This window comes from Streptomyces sp. NPDC096152, assembly GCF_044763235.1.
Lineage (GTDB): Bacteria > Actinomycetota > Actinomycetes > Streptomycetales > Streptomycetaceae > Streptomyces.
In genome coordinates this window covers 879,744-898,990 of sequence record NZ_JBIWFW010000003.1, presented here as the reverse complement: position 1 = coordinate 898,990, position 19,247 = coordinate 879,744, and the positions used below count along the sequence as shown (strand labels likewise).

Annotated in this window: 21 protein-coding genes and 1 pseudogene; 15 read left to right on the top strand and 7 right to left on the bottom strand. The window is 71.9% G+C overall.

Annotated elements, in window-relative coordinates; all coding sequences use genetic code 11:
• The 3 genes from ACIQ9G_RS14350 (at position 1) to ACIQ9G_RS14340 (ending at position 3,372) form a co-directional block, all read left to right on the top strand.
• Positions 1-1,779, top strand: coding sequence for a cytochrome c biogenesis protein ResB (locus tag ACIQ9G_RS14350; protein ID WP_403608729.1), 1,779 nt, complete (start codon positions 1-3; stop codon positions 1,777-1,779).
• Positions 1,776-2,879 (top strand): c-type cytochrome biogenesis protein CcsB, encoded by a 1,104-nt coding sequence (ccsB, locus tag ACIQ9G_RS14345; protein ID WP_403608728.1) that lies wholly within the window; start codon positions 1,776-1,778, stop codon positions 2,877-2,879. The genes ACIQ9G_RS14350 and ccsB overlap by 4 nt, the downstream gene beginning before the upstream one ends.
• Positions 2,880-2,958: 79 nt before the next feature.
• Complete coding sequence (locus ACIQ9G_RS14340; protein ID WP_403608727.1) at positions 2,959-3,372, top strand: SRPBCC domain-containing protein; 414 nt, start codon at positions 2,959-2,961, stop codon at positions 3,370-3,372.
• Here ACIQ9G_RS14340 and ACIQ9G_RS14335 read toward each other — a convergent pair.
• Positions 3,369-3,839 (bottom strand): nucleoside deaminase, encoded by a 471-nt coding sequence (locus ACIQ9G_RS14335; protein ID WP_403608726.1) that lies wholly within the window; start codon positions 3,837-3,839, stop codon positions 3,369-3,371. The two genes, ACIQ9G_RS14340 and ACIQ9G_RS14335, sit on opposite strands and share 4 nt — an antisense overlap.
• A gap of 131 nt (positions 3,840-3,970) precedes the next feature.
• Between ACIQ9G_RS14335 and ACIQ9G_RS14330 the strand changes: the two genes are divergently transcribed.
• On the top strand, positions 3,971-4,318 hold the full coding sequence (locus tag ACIQ9G_RS14330) for a hypothetical protein (RefSeq protein ID WP_403608725.1): 348 nt from the start codon (positions 3,971-3,973) through the stop codon (positions 4,316-4,318).
• 78 nt (positions 4,319-4,396) lie between these two features.
• Here the strand turns inward: ACIQ9G_RS14330 and ACIQ9G_RS14325 are convergent, their stop codons facing one another.
• Entirely contained in the window at positions 4,397-4,789 is a 393-nt protein-coding gene (locus ACIQ9G_RS14325) for a PLD nuclease N-terminal domain-containing protein (RefSeq protein WP_392190594.1), read from the bottom strand.
• An 87-nt stretch (positions 4,790-4,876) separates the two neighbouring features.
• Here ACIQ9G_RS14325 and ACIQ9G_RS14320 point away from each other — a divergent pair, with 87 nt between their 5' ends.
• The 8 genes from ACIQ9G_RS14320 (at position 4,877) to ACIQ9G_RS14285 (ending at position 11,639) form a co-directional block, all read left to right on the top strand.
• On the top strand, positions 4,877-6,334 hold the full coding sequence (locus ACIQ9G_RS14320; RefSeq protein ID WP_403608724.1) for a menaquinone biosynthesis decarboxylase: 1,458 nt from the start codon (positions 4,877-4,879) through the stop codon (positions 6,332-6,334).
• A complete protein-coding gene (mqnP, locus tag ACIQ9G_RS14315) occupies positions 6,331-7,233 on the top strand; it encodes a menaquinone biosynthesis prenyltransferase MqnP (RefSeq protein WP_403608723.1) in 903 nt (300 codons plus the stop codon). Before ACIQ9G_RS14320 ends, mqnP begins: the two co-directional genes overlap by 4 nt.
• A 108-nt stretch (positions 7,234-7,341) precedes the next feature.
• On the top strand, positions 7,342-8,013 hold the full coding sequence (locus tag ACIQ9G_RS14310; RefSeq protein ID WP_403608722.1) for a UbiX family flavin prenyltransferase: 672 nt from the start codon (positions 7,342-7,344) through the stop codon (positions 8,011-8,013).
• A gap of 115 nt (positions 8,014-8,128) precedes the next feature.
• A complete protein-coding gene (locus ACIQ9G_RS14305) occupies positions 8,129-8,587 on the top strand; it encodes an Lrp/AsnC family transcriptional regulator (RefSeq protein WP_356187536.1) in 459 nt (152 codons plus the stop codon).
• 45 nt (positions 8,588-8,632) lie between these two features.
• Complete coding sequence (gene mqnE, locus ACIQ9G_RS14300; protein WP_392190598.1) at positions 8,633-9,796, top strand: aminofutalosine synthase MqnE; 1,164 nt, start codon at positions 8,633-8,635, stop codon at positions 9,794-9,796.
• A gap of 136 nt (positions 9,797-9,932) precedes the next feature.
• On the top strand, positions 9,933-10,457 hold the full coding sequence (locus tag ACIQ9G_RS14295) for a GNAT family N-acetyltransferase (protein ID WP_403608721.1): 525 nt from the start codon (positions 9,933-9,935) through the stop codon (positions 10,455-10,457).
• Between the two features lie 108 nt (positions 10,458-10,565).
• Complete coding sequence (locus ACIQ9G_RS14290) at positions 10,566-10,865, top strand: DUF4229 domain-containing protein (protein ID WP_403608720.1); 300 nt, start codon at positions 10,566-10,568, stop codon at positions 10,863-10,865.
• Positions 10,866-10,937: 72 nt separating this feature from the next.
• Entirely contained in the window at positions 10,938-11,639 is a 702-nt protein-coding gene (locus ACIQ9G_RS14285; protein WP_403608719.1) for a TetR/AcrR family transcriptional regulator, read from the top strand.
• On the opposite strand, the gene ACIQ9G_RS14280 is transcribed toward ACIQ9G_RS14285, so the two are convergent.
• Both ACIQ9G_RS14280 and ACIQ9G_RS14275 read right to left on the bottom strand, forming a co-directional pair.
• Positions 11,608-12,483 (bottom strand): MaoC family dehydratase, encoded by an 876-nt coding sequence (locus ACIQ9G_RS14280; protein WP_403608718.1) that lies wholly within the window; start codon positions 12,481-12,483, stop codon positions 11,608-11,610. The two genes, ACIQ9G_RS14285 and ACIQ9G_RS14280, sit on opposite strands and share 32 nt — an antisense overlap.
• 2 nt (positions 12,484-12,485) lie before the next feature.
• Positions 12,486-13,790 (bottom strand): 3-oxoacyl-ACP reductase, encoded by a 1,305-nt coding sequence (locus ACIQ9G_RS14275; RefSeq protein ID WP_403608717.1) that lies wholly within the window; start codon positions 13,788-13,790, stop codon positions 12,486-12,488.
• Between the two features lie 108 nt (positions 13,791-13,898).
• Here ACIQ9G_RS14275 and ACIQ9G_RS14270 point away from each other — a divergent pair.
• Positions 13,899-14,114 (top strand): annotated as a pseudogene (locus tag ACIQ9G_RS14270) (acetyl-CoA C-acyltransferase); the annotation flags it as partial.
• Positions 14,115-14,397: 283 nt separating this feature from the next.
• Positions 14,398-16,344 (top strand): AMP-dependent synthetase/ligase, encoded by a 1,947-nt coding sequence (locus ACIQ9G_RS14265; RefSeq protein WP_403608716.1) that lies wholly within the window; start codon positions 14,398-14,400, stop codon positions 16,342-16,344.
• Positions 16,345-16,396: 52 nt separating this feature from the next.
• Here the strand turns inward: ACIQ9G_RS14265 and ACIQ9G_RS14260 are convergent, their stop codons facing one another.
• Positions 16,397-16,576 carry a hypothetical protein gene (locus ACIQ9G_RS14260; protein WP_403608715.1) on the bottom strand — a complete coding sequence of 60 codons (180 nt, stop codon included), beginning with the start codon at positions 16,574-16,576 and terminating at the stop codon, positions 16,397-16,399.
• A gap of 230 nt (positions 16,577-16,806) precedes the next feature.
• Positions 16,807-17,010 carry a cold-shock protein gene (locus tag ACIQ9G_RS14255; protein WP_004984723.1) on the bottom strand — a complete coding sequence of 68 codons (204 nt, stop codon included), beginning with the start codon at positions 17,008-17,010 and terminating at the stop codon, positions 16,807-16,809.
• A 298-nt stretch (positions 17,011-17,308) separates the two neighbouring features.
• On the opposite strand from ACIQ9G_RS14255, the gene ACIQ9G_RS14250 reads away from it, so the two are divergent.
• Positions 17,309-18,166 carry a menaquinone biosynthetic enzyme MqnA/MqnD family protein gene (locus ACIQ9G_RS14250; RefSeq protein ID WP_403608714.1) on the top strand — a complete coding sequence of 286 codons (858 nt, stop codon included), beginning with the start codon at positions 17,309-17,311 and terminating at the stop codon, positions 18,164-18,166.
• Between the two features lie 396 nt (positions 18,167-18,562).
• Here ACIQ9G_RS14250 and ACIQ9G_RS14245 read toward each other — a convergent pair whose 3' ends face one another.
• Complete coding sequence (locus ACIQ9G_RS14245; protein WP_403608713.1) at positions 18,563-19,195, bottom strand: hypothetical protein; 633 nt, start codon at positions 19,193-19,195, stop codon at positions 18,563-18,565.
• Positions 19,196-19,247 lie beyond the last annotated feature (52 nt).

Genomic DNA, 19,247 nt, shown 5'->3' with positions numbered 1-19,247 from the left:
ATGAGCAAGACCACGCACCCCGACGAGACGCCGGCCACCGGGTCCCCCGGTGACGAGGACCTGGGCGCCGCCGGCTCCCAGCTGTCCACCGCCCCCGAGGAGACCGCGGTCCCCGGCTCCTTCGGCGGCAACCGCGCCCCCGGCCTCGGCGGCCGGCTCGCCTGGACCGCACGGGAGATCCTCGGCTGGGCCCGCTGGTTCTGGCGGCAGCTGACCTCCATGCGGGTCGCGCTGCTGCTGCTGTTCCTGCTCTCGCTCGGCGCCGTCCCCGGCTCGCTGATCCCGCAGGACGGCAGCGACGCGCTGAAGGTCCAGGACTTCAGGACCACCCACACCACGCTGGGGCCGATCTACGACAGCCTCGGCCTGTTCCACGTCTACAGCTCGGTGTGGTTCTCCGCGATCTACATCCTGCTGTTCGTCTCGCTCATCGGCTGCATCGTGCCGCGCACCTGGCAGTTCACCGGCCAGCTGCGCAGCCGCCCGCCGGGCGCCCCGAAGCGGCTGACCCGGCTGCCCGCCTACGCCGCCTGGCGCACCTCCGCCTCCCCGCAGGAGGTCCGCGAGACCGCGCTGAAGGTGCTCAAGCAGCGCCGCTTCCGCTCCCACACCGCTGGTGACGCGGTCGCGGCCGAGAAGGGCTACCTGCGCGAGGCCGGCAACCTGCTCTTCCACGTCGCGCTCATCGTCATGCTGGTCGCCTTCGCCTGGGGCCAGCTGTACAAGACCGAGGGCAACAAGCTGGTGGTCGAGGGCGACGGGTTCTCCAACACCCTCACCCAGTACGACGACTTCAAGTCCGGCAACCTCTTCGACGACGACAACCTCGTACCGTTCAGCTTCAACCTGAACCGCTTCACCGGCACGTACGAGCGCACCGGCCCGCAGAAGGGGACGCCGCGCGTGTACCGGGCGGACGTCGACTACAGCGTGGGCGCCGACGGCAAGGAGCGGACGGGCGCCATCTCGCCCAACCACCCGCTGGAGGTCGGCGACGCCCGGGTCTACCTGGTCAGCCACGGCTACGCCCCCACCGTCACCGTCCGCGACGGCAAGGGCGCCGTGGTCTACCGCCAGGCGGTGCCACTGCTGCCCATGGACCCCAACGTCACCTCGCAGGGCGCGATCAAGGTCCTCGACGGATACCGGAACGCGCAGGGCAGGAGCGAACAGCTCGGCTTCGAGGCCTTCTTCGTGCCGACCTTCGCCGGCGCCGGCAAGGGCACGATGTTCTCCCAGTTCCCGGCGCTGGACCGCCCGGTGCTCGCGGTGACCGGCTACCACGGCGACCTCGGCGTCGACGCCGGCGTCCCGCAGAACGTCTACCAGCTGAACACCAAGAACCTGAAGCAGTTCAAGGACGCCAAGGGCGACATCCTCAAGGCCCGCCTGACGCCCGGCCAGACCATGCGGCTGCCGAACGGCGCCGGGTCGATCACCTTCGACAAGGACATCAAGGAGTGGGCGGGCTTCCAGATCGTCCAGCAGCCCGGCACCGGCTGGGCACTGGGCGGCTCGGTCGCCGCGATCCTCGGTCTGGCCGCCTCCCTGTTCATCCAGCGCCGCCGCGTCTGGGTGCGAGCCGTCGAGGGCGCCGACGGCGTGACCGTCGTGGAGATCGCGGGCCTGGGCCGCAGCGAGTCCGCGAAACTCCCCGAGGAGATCGGCCGCCTGGCCGCTCTCGTGCACGACCGGGCACCCACACAGACCGACGCCGACCCCGACCAGGAGCCGGACGCCGACACCTCCGTATCTGCCGAAGGGGCTGAGAAGAAGTGACTCTCGCCGCCGCAACCGAGCTCGCCACGGCGACCAACGAACACCTCGCGAACATCAGCAACACGCTGATCTACTCCGCGATGGCCGTCTACACCCTGGCCTTCTTCGCGTACATCGCCGAATGGCTCTTCGGCAGCCGCAGCAAGGTCGCCCGCACGGCCGCCGCGCTCACCGCCGGGACCGAGGGCGCGCAGGCGCAGGCACCCGCGGTGACCGTGAAGTCGGCGGGCGGCACCGCCGTCCTGGAGCGCCCCAAGGTCGTCGTCCGGTCCGCCGTCGGCGCCCGTGACGTCCCCGACGGGCCCGGCGCGCACGGCGGCGACCAGCAGGGCGACCTGTACGGCCGGATCGCCGTGTCCCTCACCGTGCTCGCCTTCCTCGTCGAGTTGTGCGGCGTCGTCGCCCGCGCGGCCTCCGTGGAGCGGGCGCCGTGGGGCAACATGTACGAGTTCAACATCACCTTCTCCACGGTCGCCGTCGGCGTCTACGTCGCGCTGCTGGCGCTGAGGAAGAACGTGCGCTGGCTCGGTCTCTTCCTGACCACCACGGTCCTGCTCGACCTCGGCCTCGCCGTCACGGTGCTCTACACCGCCAGCGACCAGCTCGTCCCCGCGCTCCACTCGTACTGGCTCTACATCCACGTCTCCACCGCGATCTTCTGCGGTGCGGTCCTGTACGTCGGCGCGGTCTCCACGCTGCTGTACCTGTTCAAGGACTCCTACGAGAACAAGCTCGTCGCCGGCGGCAAGCCCGGCACCTTCGCCACCTCCGTCCTGGAGCGGCTGCCCGCCTCGGCGTCCCTGGACAAGTTCGCCTACCGGGTCAACGCGGCCGTCTTCCCGCTGTGGACGTTCACGATCATCGCGGGCGCCATCTGGGCGGAGTCCGCCTGGGGCCGCTACTGGGGCTGGGACCCCAAGGAGACCTGGGCCTTCATCACCTGGGTCGCCTACGCCTGCTACCTGCACGCCCGCTCCACGGCCGGCTGGAAGGGCCGCAAGGCCGCCTACATCGCGCTGATCGCGTTCGGCTGCTGGCTGTTCAACTACTACGGCGTCAACCTCTTCGTCGGCGGCAAGCACTCTTACGCGGGCGTCTGAGCCGCGAGGACTCTCCCGGCCTGAACCGAGCCCCCGGCAACCGCGTGCGAAAGCCAGGGGCTCGGGTCAGGCTGGTGTCATGACCGGATCCGTCGAACAGGGCACCAGCCAGACCCACGGGAACACGCACATCCTGCACTTCCTGGTGCGGCTGCCCCGGCCGATGGAGACCGTCTGGCCGGCCCTGTCCACCCCGGACGGCCTCGCGGGCTGGTTCACGCCGGCCGACGTCCTCCAGCCCCGGCTCGGCGGCGCGGTCACCCTGCGCGGCCTCGGCTCCGGGCAGGTCACCGCGTGGGACGTGGACCGGATGGCCGAGTACACGGTGGGGGCGGGCGGCCGCATCCGCTTCCACCTGGAGCGGGACGGCGCGGACGCCTGCGTCCTGCGCTTCACCCACGAGTTCCAGGGCGAGACCGAGTCCGAGCGCCGCTGGCGGGACCGGTTCGAGCACCTGATCGAGCGGGTGGAGGCCGGCCAGGGCACGTTCTAGGTGTGCCGTCCCGGGGGCTCGGCACCGATGTCCTCGTGCCACACGTCGGGGTGCTCCCGGACGAAGTCGCGCATCAGCGCGAGGCACTCGGGGTCGTCGAGGAGCACGATCTCCACCCCGTGCTCCGCCAGCCAGTCGTGTCCGCCGCGGAAGGTGGCCGCCTCCCCGATCACGACCCGCGCGATGCCGAACTGGCGGACCAGACCGCTGCAGTACCAGCAGGGCGACAGGGTGGTCACCATCGTCGTACCGCGGTACGAGCGCTGCCGTCCCGCCGCCCGGAACGCGGCCGTCTCCGCGTGCGCCGACGGGTCGCCGTCCTGCACCCGCCGGTTGCGGCCGCGGCCGAGAAGGGTGCCGTCGGCGCCGTAGAGCGCCGCGCCGATCGGGATGCCGCCCTCGGCGAGCCCGGCGCGGGCCTCGGCGAGGGCAGTGGTGAGCCATGCGCGTGCCTGTGCCTGGTCCATGCCCTCACTCTGCGGGCGGCGCGGCAACGGGGCAACGGGTGCCGCCCGGTGCCGCGCAGGTTGCGGCCCCCTGCCGGGCGTGATCGCGTACGGTCCGGGAGGAGCGGCACGCACGAGGACAGGAGAGCGCCATGGCCGAGAACAGGGGCGAACCCCGGGGCGGCGGCGAGGACACGGACCGGGACGAGGACGGCGCCTCCGACGCGGCGATGGCCCCGGACATCGTCGAGATCTCGATGAGCCTGCTGCGCCGGGTGGCCGGGGCCTACCCGGAGGAACGCATTCCACAGGAGGCACAGGCCGTCACCGACGAGGTCCTGGAGAAGTACGGCATGGAGGGGCTGCGCATCCTCGTCATGTGCCTCACCGCCTACGCGGCGGTCGAGGTCGAGCGCAACGCGCAGACGTCGGGCCGCAGCCTGGAGTCGATCCTGGACGAGATGGACGTGACCCGCTTCGAGATCGACTACGGCGACTGAACCGACTACGGCGACCGGCATCGGCCACGGCGTCCGACAGGGACGACCGCCCGCGGCGGCCGAGGCGGGGCCGGGAACTCAGCCCCCGGCCTCCTCGCCGCTCTCGCGGCGGCGCAGTTCCTCCTCGCGGCGGCGCAGGTCGGCCTCCCAGTCCTTGAGGAGGGCCTCGTCCTTCCTGTTCTCCGCCTTCAGCGACTTGAGGAACTCCGGGTCGTCGTCGGGGGCGACCCACGTGCTGCGGTGGTTGCGGTGCCACTCGGAGGGGGTGGAGCCGCCCGCGGGGGCGTGGCGCACCTTGCCGGCGGCCAGCCAGGCGATCGGGCCGACCAGCACCTCGCCGAAGAGCAGGATGACGAGCACCCAGCCGACCTTCGGCAGCCCCCGTATCTCCTCCTCGGGGGTGTTCAGGCAGTCGATGAACGCGTAGATCCACAGTGCCAGGACCAGCAGGAACGGCAGATACCTGAACATGGTCGTGCGATCCCCCCACAGACGGCGACGGGCGTGATGCGGCCCCGGTGACGGGGTCAGGGTAGCGGGTGGCAGATACTGGGACGCATGGCTTACGACGATCTTCGCTCCCTGCTCAGGGCGCTGGAGCGCGAGGGCGACCTCAAGCGCATCAAGGCCGAGGTCGACCCGTATCTGGAGGTCGGTGAGATCGTCGACCGGGTGCAGAAGTCGGGCGGTCCCGCGCTGCTCTTCGAGAACGTGCGCGGGTCGAGCATGCCGCTCGCCATGAACGTCTTCGGGACGGACCGGCGGCTGCTGAAGGCGCTCGGCCTGAAGTCGTACGCGGAGATCTCCGACCGGATCGGCGGCCTGCTGAAGCCCGAACTGCCGCACGGGTTCGTCGGAGTGCGCGAGGCGTTCGGCAAGCTCGGCGCGATGACGCACGTGCCGCCGAAGAAGGTCAAGTCCGACAACGCGCCGGTGCACGAGGTCGTCCTGCACGGCGACGACGTGGACCTCGACCGGCTGCCGGCGCTGTTCACCTGGCCCCAGGACGGCGGGTCCTTCTTCAACCTGGGGCTGACGCACACCAAGGACCCCGAGTCCGGGGTCCGCAACCTCGGGCTGTACCGCCTCCAGCGTCACGACCAGCGCACCATCGGCATGCACTGGCAGATCCACAAGGACAGCCGCAACCACTACCAGGTGGCGGCCCGGCGCGGGGAGAGGCTGCCCGTCGCCATCGCCTTCGGCTGCCCGCCGGCCGTGACCTACGCGTCCACGGCGCCGCTGCCCGGCGACATCGACGAGTACCTGTTCGCCGGGTTCGTCGCGGGCCGGCGGATCGAGATGGTCGACTGCAAGACCGTGCCGCTCCAGGTGCCGGCCAACGCCGAGGTCGTCCTGGAGGGCTGGCTGGAGCCCGGGAAGATGCTCCCCGAGGGGCCCTTCGGCGACCACACGGGCTTCTACACCCCGCAGGAGCCCTTCCCGGCCCTGACCATCGACTGCGTGACGATGCGCCGGCGGCCCCTGCTCCAGTCGATCGTCGTGGGCCGCCCGCCGACCGAGGACGGGCCGCTCGGCCGGGCGACCGAGCGCTTCTTCCTCCCCCTGCTGAAGATCATCGTCCCCGACATCGTGGACTACCACCTCCCCGAGGCGGGCGGCTTCCACAACTGCGCGATCGTCTCGATCGACAAGAAGTACCCCAAGCACGCCCAGAAGGTGATGCACGCCGTCTGGGGGGCGCACATGATGTCGCTCACCAAGCTGATCGTGGTCGTCGACGCCGACTGCGACGTGCACGACCTGCACGAGGTCGCCTGGCGGGCGCTCGGCAACACGGACTACTCCCGCGACCTCACCGTCGTCGAAGGCCCCGTCGACCATCTCGACCATGCCTCCTACCAGCAGTTCTGGGGCGGCAAGGCGGGCATCGACGCGACGCGGAAGCTGCCCGAGGAGGGGTACACGAGGGACGGGGGCTGGCCGGAGATGGTGCTGTCCGACCCCGAGACGGCGGCGAAGGTCGACCGCCGCTGGAAGGAGTACGGGCTGTGACTTCGGCTTCCGCCGCGATCCCGCAACCGGGGCGCACCAAGGCCTTCCTGCGCCTGGTCATGATCGAGCACTCGGTGTTCGCGCTGCCCTTCGCGTACATCGCCTCGCTGACCGCCATGTACCAGTGGGACCGGAACATCCACTGGGGGCGGCTGCTGCTGGTCACCGTCTGCATGGTCGGCCTGCGCACGTTCGCGATGGCGGTCAACCGGATCATCGACCGGGAGATCGACGCCCGCAATCCGCGCACCGCCCACCGCGAGCTGGTGACCGGCGCGATGTCGGTCCGGCACGCCTGGACGGGTGCGCTGATCGCCCTGGCCGTCTTCCTGGGCGCGGCCGCCCTGCTCAACCCGCTGTGCCTGGCGCTGGCGCCCATCGCGGTGATCCCGATGGTGGTCTACCCCTACGGCAAGCGGTTCACGAACTTCCCGCAGGCCATCCTCGGTCTGGCCCAGGCGATGGGCCCGGTCGGCGGCTGGCTGGCGGTCACCGGCTCCTGGTCCTGGGACGCGGCGATCCTCGGTCTGGCCGTCGGCATCTGGATCGGCGGCTTCGACCTGATCTACGCCTGCCAGGACGTCGAGACCGACCGCGAGATCGGCGTGATGTCGGTCCCGGCCCGCTTCGGCATCCCGGCGGCGATCTGGGGCGCCCGCGGCTGCCACGCCGTGACCACGGCCCTGTTCGTCTGGTACGCGCTCGCCACCGGCGCGGGCGCCTTCTTCTGGTTCGGCCTGCTGATCGTCGCCGCCGCCTTCGTCTACGAGCACACCATCGTGCGCCCCCACGACCTGTCCCGCCTCAACCGCGCCTTCTTCAGCGTCAACGGCTTCATCGGCATCGCCCTGTTCGCGTGCGCCCTGCTGGATCTGCTGGTCCGGGGCCTGAGCGTGTGAGGGCCCTCCGGCGCCCCCCGGTCCCCTCCGGCGCCCTTCAGTGCCCCGGTGGCCCCCGAGGGACCGGCCGGTCCTGAGCGTGGGGCGGTGCGCCGGTAGGCTCAAGATGTGAACGCAGGAGAAACGCAGCGCACGCCTTGGATCGTGGGGGTGTCCGGAGCCTCCGGTACGCCGTATGCGGCCGCGGTGCTGCGCGCGCTCCTCGATGCGGGAGAGAGCGTCGACCTGGTGGTCAGCCGGGCCTCGCGGCTCACCCTGCTCGACGAGACCGGCATCGCCTTCCGGGACGCCCACTGGCGGCCCGACCTGCGGGAATGGCTGTCGATGGGCGCCGACGGCAAGCCCGGCACCTTCGAGGTGGACCTCGCGGACGTGCGGTACTGGAGCGCCGGGGACCTGGCGGCCGGGCCGTCCTCGGGGTCGTACCCGGCGAAGGGCATGGTGATCGTGCCCGCCTCCACGGCCTGTGTGGCGGGGGTGGCGCTCGGGCTGTCGAAGGACCTGCTGCAGCGGACCGCGAGCGTGACCCTCAAGGAGCGCCGCCCGCTGGCCGTGGCCGTGCGGGAGACCCCGCTGAACGGGCAGACGCTGCGGCACCTGGTGACGCTGGACGACGCGGGAGCGGCCGTCGTGCCGGCCTCGCCGGCCTTCTACGCCGGGGCGACGCACATCCAGCACCTGGTGGACTTCGTCGCCGGCCGGGTCCTCGACGCGGTGGGCGTGCCCCACCGGCTCTACCGCCGCTGGGAGGGCGAACTGGGCGGCGCGCGGCCCGCCTGAGCATCAGCCGGCACCCGCGGCGCTCGGCACTCCCGGGAACACCACTTTCAGGAACACCAGTTTCAGGAACTCTGCAGATCCTCATCGGATCTCTTCAGCGGAAGGCTTCGATCGCATGGACGCGGTGGACAGGCAGCTCATCCAGGCCCTGAGGGAGAACGGCCGGGCCTCCTACGCGGAGCTGGGGCGCCTCGTCGGCCTGTCGGGACCGAGCGTCACCGACCGCATCAACCGGCTGGAGGCGGCGGGGGTCATCACCGGCTACCGCGCCACGGTGGACGCCGCCTCCCTCGGCCTCGGCGTCATCGCCCTGATCGGCATCTCGCTCTCCGACGCCGCCGACCACGAGGACGTGGCGCAGCGGCTGAAGGACCTGCAGGAGATCGAGGACTGCTGGTTCATCGCCGGTGACGACTCCTTCATGCTCAAGGTCCGCGCCACGGACGTGGACGGCCTGGAGAAGATCATCCGGCGGCTCAGCGGCACCAAGGGCGTCTCCCGCACCCGGACCACGATCGTGCTCTCCACGAAGTGGGAGAACCGGGTGGGCGAGCTGCCCGAAGAGGTCCAGTAGGCCAGGCGTACGGTGGTCGGAGTCTTCCAGGAAAGAGGTAAGGGCATGGACGTCGGGCTCAAGCGCGAGCTGGAGGAGAAGGTCCGCTCCGGCGAGCGGCTGACCCGCGAGGACGGCATCGCGCTGTACGAGTCGGACGACCTGGCGTGGCTCGGCGGCCTCGCGCACGAGGTGCGCACGCGCAAGAACGGCGACGTCGTCCACTTCAACGTCAACCGTCACCTCAACATGACGAACGTGTGCACCGCGTCCTGCGCCTACTGCTCCTTCCAGCGCAAGCCGGGGGAGAAGGACGCGTACACGATGCGCATCGAGGAGGCCGTCAAGCTGGCCAGGACGATGGAGTCGGAGAACCTCACCGAGCTGCACATCGTCAACGGCCTGCACCCGAACCTGCCGTGGCGCTACTACCCCCGTTCGCTGCGCGAGCTGAAGGCGGCCCTGCCGAACGTCTCGCTGAAGGCGTTCACGGCGACGGAGATCCACCACTTCGAGACGATCTCCGGCCTGTCGGCCTCGGAGATCCTCGACGAGCTGATCGACGCCGGTCTGGAGTCGCTGACCGGCGGCGGCGCGGAGATCTTCGACTGGGAGGTGCGGCAGCACATCGTCGACCACCGCACCCACTGGGAGGACTGGTCGCGCATCCACCGGCTGGCGCACGAGAAGGGCCTGAAGACCCCGAGCACCATGCTCTACGGCCACATCGAGGAGCCCCGCCACCGGGTCGACCACGTGCTGCGGCTGCGTGAGCTCCAGGACGAGACGAACGGCTTCCAGGTCTTCATCCCGCTGCGCTACCAGCACGACTTCGTCGACATGAAGGACGGCAAGGTCCGCAACCGCCTCCAGGCCCGCACGACCATGGCGAGCGGTGCCGAGGCGCTGAAGACCTTCGCGGTCTCCCGCCTGCTCTTCGACAACGTCCCGCACGTCAAGGTCTTCTGGGTGATGCACGGCGTGCAGACCGCGCAGCTCGCGCTCCAGCACGGCGCCGACGACATGGACGGCTCGGTCGTCGAGTACAAGATCACGCACGACGCGGACAACTTCGGAACGCCGAACAAGCTGACCCGCGAGGACCTGCTGGAACTCATCCGGGACGCGGGCTTCCGCCCGGTGGAGCGCAACACCCGCTACGAGATCATCCGCGAGTACGACGGCCCGGACCCGGCGCGCCGGGAGTCGCCGCAGCCGATGCGCGTCTGACCCGCCGGCCCGCCCGCGCGGCGGGCGCTCCGGCGGGCGCTCCGCGCGGCGGGTGGCCGGACGGGGCCCGTCCGGCCACCCGACACAGCGGCCGGCGCGAGCACGGCCGTGCGGTCGTGAGAGAGACGATGCCTCCATGCCCCTCACCTTCACCCTCGACCCCTCCGTGGACCGCGCCCTGCGCGACGGCATCCTCGATCTGTGGACCGACGTGACGGACGCGGGCGGGGCGGTCGGCTTCGTACGGCCGGCGTCGCGGGAGGCGATACGCCCCGAGCTCGTCAAGCACCTCGCGGCGATGGCGGAGGGCCGTGCCCGGCTGCTGGTGGGTCACGACGAGGAGGGCCGGGTCGCCGCCACCGCCTTCCTCACCCTCAACACCCACCGCCTGATGACCCACTGGCTGTGGCTCTACACCGTGATGGTGCACCCGCGGCACCAGGGCAGGGGCTACGGGCGGGACCTGCTGGACGCCGCCGCGGACGCGGCCCGCGGCATCGGCGGCATCGAGTCGATACGGCTCACCTGCCGCGGCGGGACCGGCCTGGAGCGGTTCTACGGCTCCTGCGGCTACAAGGAGGTCGGGCGGGTGCCCGGCGCCATCCGGGTCGGACCGGGCGACGACCGCGACGACGTGATCATGCTCCTGCCGCTGGCCTGAGCCGCCGCGGCCCCCCTTGCAAGATCGGGCTCCGGACGTGCTTCACTGGACGGTGCCCTTTGGGATTGTTCGGATTGGGATCGTTCGGAAACGAAAGAGTGGATTGAGATGCTCCGCTACACGCTGATGCGCCTCGGGATCTTCGTGGGCTGCCTCGTGGTCGTCTGGGGCCTCGTCTACTCCGGCGTCGCCCCGCGCGGCCTCGGCGCCTCCAACGGCCTGTGGATGATCCTGCTCGCCATGGTCATCTCGGCCCCGATCAGCTTCGTCGTCCTGCGCAAGGAGCGGGACCGGGCGTCGGTCCAGGTCGTCGGCCGGGTGGACCGTATGAAGGCGAACATCGACGCCAACCGCGCCGTGGAGGACGGGGCCGACGACGCGGCCCGCGCCCAGAGCCGGACGTCGTGATTCGGCCGCTGTAACCGCGCGGGTCCCGCACGGCCGGGCGGACGCCGGTTCCCGAACCGTAGGCTTGCCCCCATGGGTGCCGTGAAGACCAAGCGGATGCCGCGGGCCGTGCGGGAACAGCAGATGCTGGACGCCGCCGTCCGGACTTTCGGCCAGCGCGGCTACATGGCCGCGTCGATGGACGAGATCGCCGAACTCGCCGGTGTCTCCAAGCCGTTGGTGTATCTGTACCTCAACTCCAAGGAAGACCTCTTCACCGCGTGCATCCGCCGCGAGGCCGCCGCGCTGACCGAGGCGGTGCGCGCCGGAGCGCGTCCCGAGCTGCCCGCCGACCGCCAACTCTGGGAAGGACTGTGCGCGTTCTTCACGCACACCGCGCGCCATCCGGACGGCTGGGCGGTGCTGCATCTGCAGGCCCGTACGCACGGCGAGCCGTTCGCGGCCGAGGTCGCCGCGATGCGCGCGGGGATGGTCGCGTTCGTCACGCAGCTGATCGTCGTCGCCGCCCGTGAGGCGCACCGCGATCCGGACCTGCCCGAGCGGGAGGTCGCCGGTCTCGCCGAGGCCCTCGTCGGCGCCGCCGAGTCCCTCGCCGACTGGGCCAACGCCACCCCGGGCGTCACCGCCCGCCAGGCGGCGGCCACCCTGATGAACTTCGCCTGGGCCGGCCTGGGCAGCCTCATGCGGGGCCGCCCCTGGGCCCCGCCGGCCGCCCGCGCGGCCGGGAGCGCGGAAGGGGAGGTCACCCGGACAGGGGACGCACCTCGCCCGTGAGGTGCACCCGGCCGCCGCTCTCGGCGCGCAGCTCGAAGCGGCCGGCGCGGTCCGCCGCGTAGGAGACGGTGGCGGGCAGCAGGACCGGCGCCCTGAACTCCGCGCGGACCAGGGCGGCCTGCGGTGTGCCGTGGGCGGCGACGCAGCGGGCCACGGTCCACATGCCGTGCGCGATGGCCCGTGGGAAGCCGAACAGGCGGGCGGTCAGCGGGGACAGGTGGATGGGGTTGCGGTCCCCGGACGCGGCGCCGTACCGCCGTCCGACGTCCCCCGCGATCCGCCACTCGGCGACGGCGGGCAGCGGCGCACGCTCCTCGCGGGGCGGCTCGGCCGCGGGACCGCCGGTCCGGTGGCGCGCCAGATAGGTGCTCGTCGACTCCCAGACCATGTCCCCGCCCGAGCGCACCTCGGTCACGACGGTGGCCTCGGTGCCGCGCCGGTGCGGGGCCAACCCGGCCACGTGCACGGCCAGTTCGTAGGTGCCCGTCGCGGTCAGGCCGGTGTGCCGGGTGGCGGCGAAGGAGGTGTGCACCAGCCCGAGCAGCGGCAGCGGGAAGTCCCGGCCGCTCATCAGGCGCATGGCCAGCGGGAAGCCGAGCACGTGCGGATAGGTGATCGGGAGCGCGTCGTCGCCGGTGGCGAAGCCGCACACCCGCTCGTAGGCGGCGAGCCGGGCGAGGTCCACGCGGACGGCGGGCAGCACCAGCCGGGCCCGGGGGATTGGCGCGTCGGGCCGGGGCCGCTTGCCGGGTGAGCGCAGGGCGCCGCGGGCGAGCAGGGGCGCCAGGGCGGGAGAGCGGGTGAGGACGACCGGGGCCGGGTCGCCGGCGCGTGAGAGGGGCATGGTCAGGCCCCCAGCAGGCTCTGGCCGCAGACCCGGACCACCTGGCCGTTGACCGCGCCGGAGGCCGGGTGGGCGAGCCAGGCCGTCGTCTCGGCGACGTCGACGGGCAGGCCGCCCTGGGCCAGGGAGTTCATACGGCGGCCCGCCTCGCGGAGGAACAGGGGGACCGCGGCGGTCATCTTCGTCTCGATGAACCCCGGCGCCACCGCGTTGACCGTCACCCTGTGCTCGGCCAGCGCGCGGGGTGCGAGGGAGCGGACCAGGCCGGCGATGCCCGCCTTGCTCGCGCCGTAGTTGGTCTGGCCCGCGTTCCCGGCGAGGCCCGCGATCGAGGCGGTGGCGACGATCCGCCCGCCGGGCCGCAGCGTGCCCGCGCCGAGCAGCGCGTCGGTGGTGCGCAGCACGCTCGCCAGGTTGACCTCCAGCACCGAACTCCAGCGCTCGGCGGGCATGTTGACCAGCCGGCGATCCCGGGTGATGCCCGCGTTGTGGATCAGGACGTCCAGTCCGCCGGGCAGCGCGGCGGCGATCCGCTCGCCCGCGTCCGCGGCCGTGATGTCGAGGGCGAGCGCGGTGCCGCCGAGCCGGTCGGCGACCTTCCGGGCGTCCTCCTCGGCCGCCGGCACGTCCAGTACGACGATCCGGGCGCCGTCGCGGGCCAGCGTCTCGGCGACCGCCGCGCCGATGCCGCGGGCGGCGCCGGTGACGAGGGCGGTATGTCCGGACAGCGGAGTGTCCCAGTCGCCGGGGGCGGTGACCTCGTGGGCGCCGACGTGGACCACCTGGCCACTGACGTAGGCGGACCTGGGGGAGAGCAGGAAGCGCAGCGTGGACTCGGCGGCGGCCGCGTCGGCGAGCCGGACGAGGTTCACCGTCCTGCCCCGGCCGATCTCCTTGCCCAGCGAGCGCACGAAGCCCTCCAGCGCCTGCTGCACGGCCGCCTGGTGGTGGTCGGCCGGGTCGAGCGGGGCGCCCAGCACGACCACGCGGCCACTCGCGGCGACCGACCGCACGACGGGGTGGAGGGCGGCGTGCACCTCGCCGAGCGCGTCGACGTCCCGGACCCCGGTCGCGTCCAGGACGACCGCGGCGGGTTCCCTTTCTCCCGGGGCGAGTCCGGTGCGGTCCAGGACGGGAGCGAGGTCCGGGAGGGCCGGCGTGCCCGCGGTGAGCCGGAGCAAGGGGCCGTCCAGGGACGGCTGTCGTGCCGACCAGCGCTTCAGGGCGGCCGGCTGGGGCAGGCCCAGCCGGCGGGTCAGGAAGCGGCCGGGCGCGGTGCCGGCGAAGCTCAGATAGCGGTCGGCCATGGGGTGTCTCCCGATCGGCTCACTTTTGCTTACTCTGGAGTAAGGTTACCGGCGGTAAGTCTATGTCACGGGGGAGGAGCAGGTCGAGATGAACCCTCTTGAGCCCCCGCGGGCAAGAAGCGCGGCCTGGCCCCGGTGGACCGCGCCCGGCTGACCGTGGCCGGGTCCTCGCCGGCCACCGGCCACCCCTTCGCCGCCACCGGCGCCCGGATCGTGGCGACCCTGGCCCGGCTGCTCGCCGAGCGCGGCGGCCCGGGGCGCGGGCTGATCTCGGTCCGCGCGGCGGGCGGACAGGGCGTGACGGCGGTCCCGGAGCGGGCCTGAGGGACCACCGAGGAGCGGGGTCCGCAGGTCCCGCGGCCGGGCTCCGCTGGAGATTGAAGGTTGCACAGCCCCGGCGCCGGACCATCTCGGGTCCCTCTCCGAACCCGCACGACCTCCCCACAGGCGAGCCGTACGATCGCGCTTCTGACCGGCGGTAACCCCCGCGTCGCACGCCACCGTGAACGGCGTCGCGCGCCACGGTGAACGACTCCGTACGTCCAGCACGTACCTCATGCAGCACAGCAGCACGCAGCCGCTGTCGCTGCAGTCCCCAGGAGCTGCCATGCCCATCTCGTACTCGTCCCCGTCCTCCGTGCCGCCGGCCGCGCCGGAGTTCGACTACGACCCCGACGGTGGGCCGGTGCTGACCGCGCCGTTCACGCGCCGGCTGGACGGCGAGGTGCGGGAGGCCCATGTGCCCCCGCTGGTGCGGGCGGTGACCCACGGTTCGCTGGCCGACCTGCCCTTCGAGAACGCGGTCGCCGAACCCGGCAAGCCGGTGCTCAGCCGGCGCGGCGCGGACGGCGGCTGGACGGACGTGACGGCAGCTCAGTTCGCCCACCAGGTACAGGCGGTGGCGAAGGGGCTGATCGCGGGAGGCCTGATGCCGGGCGACCGGATCGCGGTCATGGCCCGCACGCGGTACGAGTGGACGCTCCTCGACTTCGCCGCCTGGGCCGCCGGTCTGGTCACCGTCCCCGTCTACCCCACCTCCTCGCTCTTCCAGACCCGCTGGATCCTCCAGGACTCCGGCGCCGTCGCCCTGATCACCGAGACGACGGCCCAGGCGGCCGCGCTCGGTCCCGAACGGCAGCACCTGTTCGGCCTGCGGCACCTCTGGGTCATCGAAGCCGGCCACGTGGACCAGCTGGCGGAGGTGGGCGCGGCCGTCCACGACCAGGAGATCGACGTACGCCGGGGCGTCCTCGGCCCCGACACCCTGGCCACCCTGATCTACACCTCCGGTACCACCGGCCGCCCGAAGGGCTGCGCGCTGACCCACGGCAACTTCCTCGCCGAGGTCGACAACGCGGTCGAGCTGCTCCACCCGGTCTTCCGCGCGAAGACGAAGGAAGAGCCCTCGACGCTGCTCTTCCTGCCGCTCTCCCACGTCTTCGGCCGCATGGTGGCGGTCGCCTGCGTGCGCGCCCGGGTCCGCCTCGGCCACGCGCCGAGCCTGCAGGCGGAGGACCTGCTGGCCGACCTGGCGAGCTTCAGGCCGTCGTTCCTGCTCGCCATCCCGTACATGCTGGAGAAGATCTACAACAACGCGCGGGCCACTGCCGAGCGCGCCGGCCGGGCCTCCTCCTTCGACCGCGCGGCGGAGGTGGCCCGCCGCTTCGGTGAGGCGACGGAGGCCCGCCAGCACGGCCAGGGACCGGGCCCCACCCGCGCCCTGAAGACCGGGAGAGCCTTCTACGACCCGCTGGTGTACCGCCGTATCCGCAACGCCCTGGGCGGCCGCCTGCGCCACGTCATCTGCGGCGGCTCCCCGCTCGGCCGCCGCCTCGGCGCGTTCTTCGCCGGGGCGGGCATCGAGATCTACGAGGGCTACGGCCTGACCGAGACCACCGGCGCGGCCACGGTGACGCCTCCGCAGAGGCCGCGCCTGGGCACGGTGGGCTGGCCGTTGCCGGGCACGAGGGTGCGCATCGCGGCGGACGGCGAGGTGCTCCTCTCCGGGGGTCAGGTCCTGCGCGGCTACTGGGACCCGAACGCGGGCGGGGTGGTGCCGGCCACCCAGGACGGCTGGTTCCCGACCGGCGACATCGGCCGCCTCGACGACGAGGGCTACCTGACGATCACGGGCCGCAAGAAGGAGATCCTGATCACGGCAGGCGGCAAGAACGTGGCGCCGGCCCCGCTCGAGAACTGGCTCCGCTCCCACCCCCTGGTCTCGCAGTGCATGGTCCTCGGCGACGGCCGCCCCTACGTCTCCGCCCTGATCACCCTGGACCCCGACGGCATCACGCACTGGCGCCAGATGCACGGCAAGCACCCGGTGCCCGCCGAGTTCCTCGTCGACGACGCCGATCTGGCCGCGGTGCTCCAGCGGGCGGTGGACGAGGCGAACAAACTGGTCTCCCGCCCGGAGTCGATCCGCCGCTTCGCCGTCCTCCCCGTGGAGTTCACCGAGGAGGCGGGCCACCTGACCCCGTCCATGAAGCTCCGCCGCGAGGCGATCATGCGGGACTTCGCACGCGAGGTGGAGCGTCTGTACGCCAGGTGACGCGGGGCGGCCGGTCCCGGTCTGACCGTGGCCGCCTCGGGAGGGCCGTCGCTCACGCGCCGCCGGGCAGGCCCGGCGCCAGCATCGACCCCTGCTCGAAGCGCGGCCCCGGGTGCTCGCGGCGGGCGAACTCCACCGTCCCCGCCGACAGATCGACGCCGAACACCGGCAGCCCCAGCGCGGGCAGGAACGCCGTCACCCGTCGGTCATGGGGCCGGAACCCGTCGGTCATGGGGCCGGACCCTGGCGGCGGCCACTGACGACATGGCCTCGCCGGACGCGCCGCAAGGAGACCGGTGGGCCGCTGGGAGCGGTGTCCGGCCGGGGTGAGGAGTTCGCCGAGAATTCACCTGCCCACGGGCCGGGCGGAGGGAAGCGGGCGGGAAAAGGCAGGAGCCCCGTCGCCGAAAGGCGCGGAGCTCCTTGGGTACTGCAATCAGAATTTTACTGCGCGTCGATCGCTCAGACCGGGGTGACGTTCTCCGCCTGCGGGCCCTTCGGGCCCTGGGTCACGTCGAAGCTCACCTGCTGGTTCTCTTCGAGGGAACGGAAGCCGGTCGCGTTGATCGCGGAGTAGTGGACGAAGACGTCGGGGCCGCCGCCTTCCTGGGCGATGAAACCAAAGCCCTTTTCGGCGTTGAACCACTTCACGGTTCCGGTAGCCATAAGCCCTCCTTGGGCTCAAAGGGTCGCCCTGCTCCAGAACCTGCAAGTAATAACGGCACGGCCGCACAACTGCATGCGTCTGAAAACGATCAGAGCCCGCGGTTACATGCTCCGCAGGCTCTGTACTGCAAGGGAAACCAAACTGCAACTTGCTGGTGAGCCTAGCATGAGGGCAGCCGAAAGCAATAGAGGTCAAGATCACGTCACCCGGACGTTTGAAGGCTCTGGTGAGAGGTTGACGCCAAGGGTTGCTGGGGGCCGCGTCCGAGCCCGCCCGGGCAGGGTCTAGCCTCGCGATGTGGACAATTCTCGCACCCGGCCGCGCGTCGGGCACATCCAGTTCCTGAACTGCCTGCCCCTGTACTGGGGGCTCGCGAGAACCGGCACCCTCCTCGACTTCGAGCTCACCAAGGACACCCCGGAGAAGCTCAGCGAGCAGCTGGTGCGAGGAGACCTCGACATCGGCCCCGTCACCCTGGTGGAGTTCCTCAAGAACGCCGACGACCTGGTCGCCTTCCCGGACATCGCCGTCGGCTGCGACGGCCCGGTGATGTCCTGCGTGATCGTCTCCCAGGTCCCGCTGGACCGGCTGGACGGCGCCCGGGTCGCCCTCGGCTCGACCTCCCGCACCTCCGTGCGCCTCGCCCAACTGCTGCTGGCCGAGCGGTACGGCGTGACCCCCGACTACTACACCTGCCCGCCCGACCTGAGCCTGATGATGCAGGAGGCGGAGGCCGCGGTGCTCATCGGCGACGCCGCCCTGCGCGCCAACCTGCTCGACGGGCCCCGCTACGGCCTCCAGGTGCACGACCTGGGCGCCCTGTGGAAGGAGTGGACCGGGCTGCCGTTCGTCTTCGCGGTGTGGGCGGCGCGCCGGGACTACCTCGACCGCGAGCCGGTCATCACCCGCAAGGTCCACGAGGCCTTCCTCGCCTCCCGCAACCTCTCCCTGGAGGAGGTCGGCAAGGTCGCCGAACAGGCGGCCCGCTGGGAGGCCTTCGACGAGCAGGTCCTGGAGCGGTACTTCACCACCCTCGACTTCAGCTTCGGCGGCCCGCAGCTCGCGGCCGTCCAGGAGTTCGCCCGGCGTGTCGGGGCGACCACCGGGTTCCCGGCGGACGTGAAGGTGGACCTGCTCCGGCCACTTCAGCCATAAGGACGCGGCCGACCGGCTGACGGGGGACTGCGGGCGTACTGGCGTACGAACCTTCCGCCGCCTCGGACGCCGGCCCCGGCACCACCCCGCTGGAGTAGGCCTACCGGCGGTCGCGGACGCCGGTCCGCTGCCCGCGCACTCCGTACGGGTCCTGGGCGCGGGCCTCGCCGAGTCGCTGGGGGCGGTGCACGAGCCGGGCCTGGTGCACCGGGACGTGAAGCCGTCCGACGTGCTGCTCACCCTCGACGGGTTCGTCGCGGCGTCCGTGGGCGCCCCGCCGATCACGCGGGCTGCGCCCCGGCCCCCACACCGTGCGTCTCACCCCGGCCGGGGACGACCTCCAGTACACGGCGGACAGCTCACCGGAGGGCATTCCGCGGGCGCGGCTGTCGACGGTCAGGCAGCCGCGGGGGAGGAGGATTCGGCGGACGTCTCGCCGGAATCGGAATCGGCCTTCGCCGTGGAGAGTTTGACGAGCAGGGAGATGAGGAGCGCGCCCACGGCCAGCGTCGTGACCAGCCCGACGGCCCAGACGAACGGGTAGTGCGCGTGGACCCAGCATCCACCGCCCCGCGCGTAGCAGTCGGCGTCCCAGTCGCGCCGGTGCTTCGGGCGCGTCGTGCTGCCGATCACGATCCCGAACACCCAGCACGCGGCCAGTCCCGGCAGTGCGGCGGCGACCCGGCCCAGCGAACGCGTCTTGCTCTCACGCCGGTTCATGCGGGTCAACGCGGCGATCACCGAACCCAGGGCGACCGGCACCAGGGCTCCGACGGTCGCGGCGAACGCGTAGCCGCCACCGGGCCAGGCGGGAGCGAGACCGCCCCAGATGTCCCTGCCGTAGGCCCTCATCATCATGATCGTCGGCAGAAGGAACACGGTGAGGCCCAGAACCACCAGGAACGCGAAGAGGCACGAGGCGCCCCGCTCATTCTTGCGCGGCGCGGCGGACCGGCCCTTCCGGTGCTCGTAGCGCAGCGCCGCCGCGGCCGCCTTCCTCCGCTTCGGCTTCGCCGATCCCCCGCCCATGCCCGCCTGCCTCCGCCCGTCCGGTCCACGCCGGTCGTCGTTCCTGCCGTCC

What these genes read in the sequence shown, in the direction of transcription:
- ACIQ9G_RS14350 (WP_403608729.1), top strand. Translation starts at nt 1, where the DNA reads ATGAGCAAGACCACGCACCCCGACGAGACGCCGGCCACCGGGTCCCCC.
- ACIQ9G_RS14340 (WP_403608727.1), top strand. Translation starts at nt 2,959, where the DNA reads ATGACCGGATCCGTCGAACAGGGCACCAGCCAGACCCACGGGAACACG.
- ACIQ9G_RS14335 (WP_403608726.1), bottom strand. Translation starts at nt 3,839, where the DNA reads ATGGACCAGGCACAGGCACGCGCATGGCTCACCACTGCCCTCGCCGAG.
- ACIQ9G_RS14330 (WP_403608725.1), top strand. Translation starts at nt 3,971, where the DNA reads ATGGCCGAGAACAGGGGCGAACCCCGGGGCGGCGGCGAGGACACGGAC.
- ACIQ9G_RS14325 (WP_392190594.1), bottom strand. Translation starts at nt 4,789, where the DNA reads ATGTTCAGGTATCTGCCGTTCCTGCTGGTCCTGGCACTGTGGATCTAC.
- ACIQ9G_RS14320 (WP_403608724.1), top strand. Translation starts at nt 4,877, where the DNA reads ATGGCTTACGACGATCTTCGCTCCCTGCTCAGGGCGCTGGAGCGCGAG.
- ACIQ9G_RS14305 (WP_356187536.1), top strand. Translation starts at nt 8,129, where the DNA reads ATGGACGCGGTGGACAGGCAGCTCATCCAGGCCCTGAGGGAGAACGGC.
- mqnE (WP_392190598.1), top strand. Translation starts at nt 8,633, where the DNA reads ATGGACGTCGGGCTCAAGCGCGAGCTGGAGGAGAAGGTCCGCTCCGGC.
- ACIQ9G_RS14295 (WP_403608721.1), top strand. Translation starts at nt 9,933, where the DNA reads ATGCCCCTCACCTTCACCCTCGACCCCTCCGTGGACCGCGCCCTGCGC.
- ACIQ9G_RS14290 (WP_403608720.1), top strand. Translation starts at nt 10,566, where the DNA reads ATGCTCCGCTACACGCTGATGCGCCTCGGGATCTTCGTGGGCTGCCTC.
- ACIQ9G_RS14285 (WP_403608719.1), top strand. Translation starts at nt 10,938, where the DNA reads ATGGGTGCCGTGAAGACCAAGCGGATGCCGCGGGCCGTGCGGGAACAG.
- ACIQ9G_RS14280 (WP_403608718.1), bottom strand. Translation starts at nt 12,483, where the DNA reads ATGCCCCTCTCACGCGCCGGCGACCCGGCCCCGGTCGTCCTCACCCGC.
- ACIQ9G_RS14275 (WP_403608717.1), bottom strand. Translation starts at nt 13,790, where the DNA reads ATGGCCGACCGCTATCTGAGCTTCGCCGGCACCGCGCCCGGCCGCTTC.
- ACIQ9G_RS14265 (WP_403608716.1), top strand. Translation starts at nt 14,398, where the DNA reads ATGCCCATCTCGTACTCGTCCCCGTCCTCCGTGCCGCCGGCCGCGCCG.
- ACIQ9G_RS14260 (WP_403608715.1), bottom strand. Translation starts at nt 16,576, where the DNA reads ATGACCGACGGGTTCCGGCCCCATGACCGACGGGTGACGGCGTTCCTG.
- ACIQ9G_RS14255 (WP_004984723.1), bottom strand. Translation starts at nt 17,010, where the DNA reads ATGGCTACCGGAACCGTGAAGTGGTTCAACGCCGAAAAGGGCTTTGGT.
- ACIQ9G_RS14245 (WP_403608713.1), bottom strand. Translation starts at nt 19,195, where the DNA reads ATGGGCGGGGGATCGGCGAAGCCGAAGCGGAGGAAGGCGGCCGCGGCG.